This is a genomic window from Zooshikella ganghwensis DSM 15267 (genome assembly GCF_000428585.1).
Classification (GTDB): Bacteria; Pseudomonadota; Gammaproteobacteria; order Pseudomonadales; family Zooshikellaceae; genus Zooshikella; species Zooshikella ganghwensis.
The window spans coordinates 1-1,298 of sequence record NZ_AUAF01000390.1 but is presented as its reverse complement, the minus strand read 5'-3'; the positions used below and the strand labels follow the sequence as shown (position 1 = coordinate 1,298).

Sequence of the window (1,298 nt, the reverse complement as noted above, 5' to 3'; positions counted from 1 at the left end):
CGGCACACGATGACTCGTTGGTTACGCTCACAGTCTGTGCCACCGTGGGAAGTAGCGGCACAACTAGGGCATCGTATGGAACAGTATTCAACCACAGAAATTTATGCACCATATGATCCTTCGTATTTGTCGAATTGTGTTGAGGCGATTGAGGGGTACTTTGAAGAATTATCAAAGCAGTGTATGGCAGTGCAAAATTTTGTTACTAATTAGGTTATAAGCCAAATAAGCTTCATGAACTATGGAAATTAGCGCTATTAATGAGACGTAGTATATTATGTCACTCTGACGTATAACACTCCTTCAAAAAACAAAATATCTATTATTATCAGTTAGATAAGTTGGAATTCATTATCTAAGTCTGGCTCAAATAGTGAGAACCAGTTAAAATTAATCAGGGTGTTATACGTCAAGGTGACGTAATATATTGCGTCATAGTGACGTTCATTAATAGTTATGTGTCATAGGAAATGAGCGAGATTTTACTTTCAAAAATCGAGGAAGTATTCGATGTTACGGGGCGAGGCATTATACTGGTTCCGGGCTTTCCTGTTTCAAAGTATAAATTTGATCGCGAGTATGATGCATTAATCAAAGATGCATCTGGGGCCACAAAAGAATGCAAGGCGAAATTTACAGTTCCATTTCAGTCTCCGCCGCCAAAAGAAGTCTGCTACCATTGTCACCTTTCAGGTATTAAAAAAGCAGAAATTCCAATTGGCAGCGAGCTATGGCTAACAGGCGTAGAAAGCAGTGAAATCAGCACATAACAAGGCGCTCAACTACACTCCGGCCGCGAGCGGCCTCCGTCGGACAGCCAAAAGCGTGCTTCGCACTGGCTGCCGGTTAGCTCAGCGTTATAAGTAAGAGGAGATAATATGGCAACCACTGTTATTGAAGTTGTCGATACAGCAGTAAAAATAGGATTAGGTGGTTTAATTACACTACTTGGCACAATTTTGGTTACAAAATTAAATCATGGTCATGAAAATTCTAAAGATGTGCGTAAACGACATTTTGATGCTTTGGAGTCTGTTGGGTCAGATATAGAAGAAATGACCCACGTATGTTTAAGGTATTGGGCTCTAATAATTGAGTGGGCTAGAAACGCTGCTCAAGATATGGATTTGACGGAAAAGCGTAAAGAAGAATTAGAAAGAACGAAAGAAGATTTATTTAATCAATTTAAAAGTCTTACTGTAGCTCGACTTTGGCCATTTAGAGGCTAAGGCATTGCAGGTAGAGCAATACTGTTAATGGTTATAACCTGAATTAACTCATGTCAAACAAAAACCATG

At 39.6% G+C, this 1,298-nt stretch carries 3 protein-coding genes; all 3 read left to right on the top strand.

What is annotated here, in order from left to right; genetic code table 11:
• Positions 1-213: site-specific integrase (locus F607_RS35050; RefSeq protein WP_211233728.1), on the top strand; the 213-nt coding region annotated here is incomplete at its 5' end.
• Between the two features lie 257 nt (positions 214-470).
• On the top strand, positions 471-770 hold the full coding sequence (locus F607_RS0127250; protein ID WP_027710495.1) for a hypothetical protein: 300 nt from the start codon (positions 471-473) through the stop codon (positions 768-770).
• A gap of 108 nt (positions 771-878) precedes the next feature.
• Positions 879-1,229, top strand: a complete 351-nt coding sequence (locus tag F607_RS0127245) for a hypothetical protein (protein WP_027710494.1) — start codon at positions 879-881, stop codon at positions 1,227-1,229.
• Positions 1,230-1,298 lie beyond the last annotated feature (69 nt).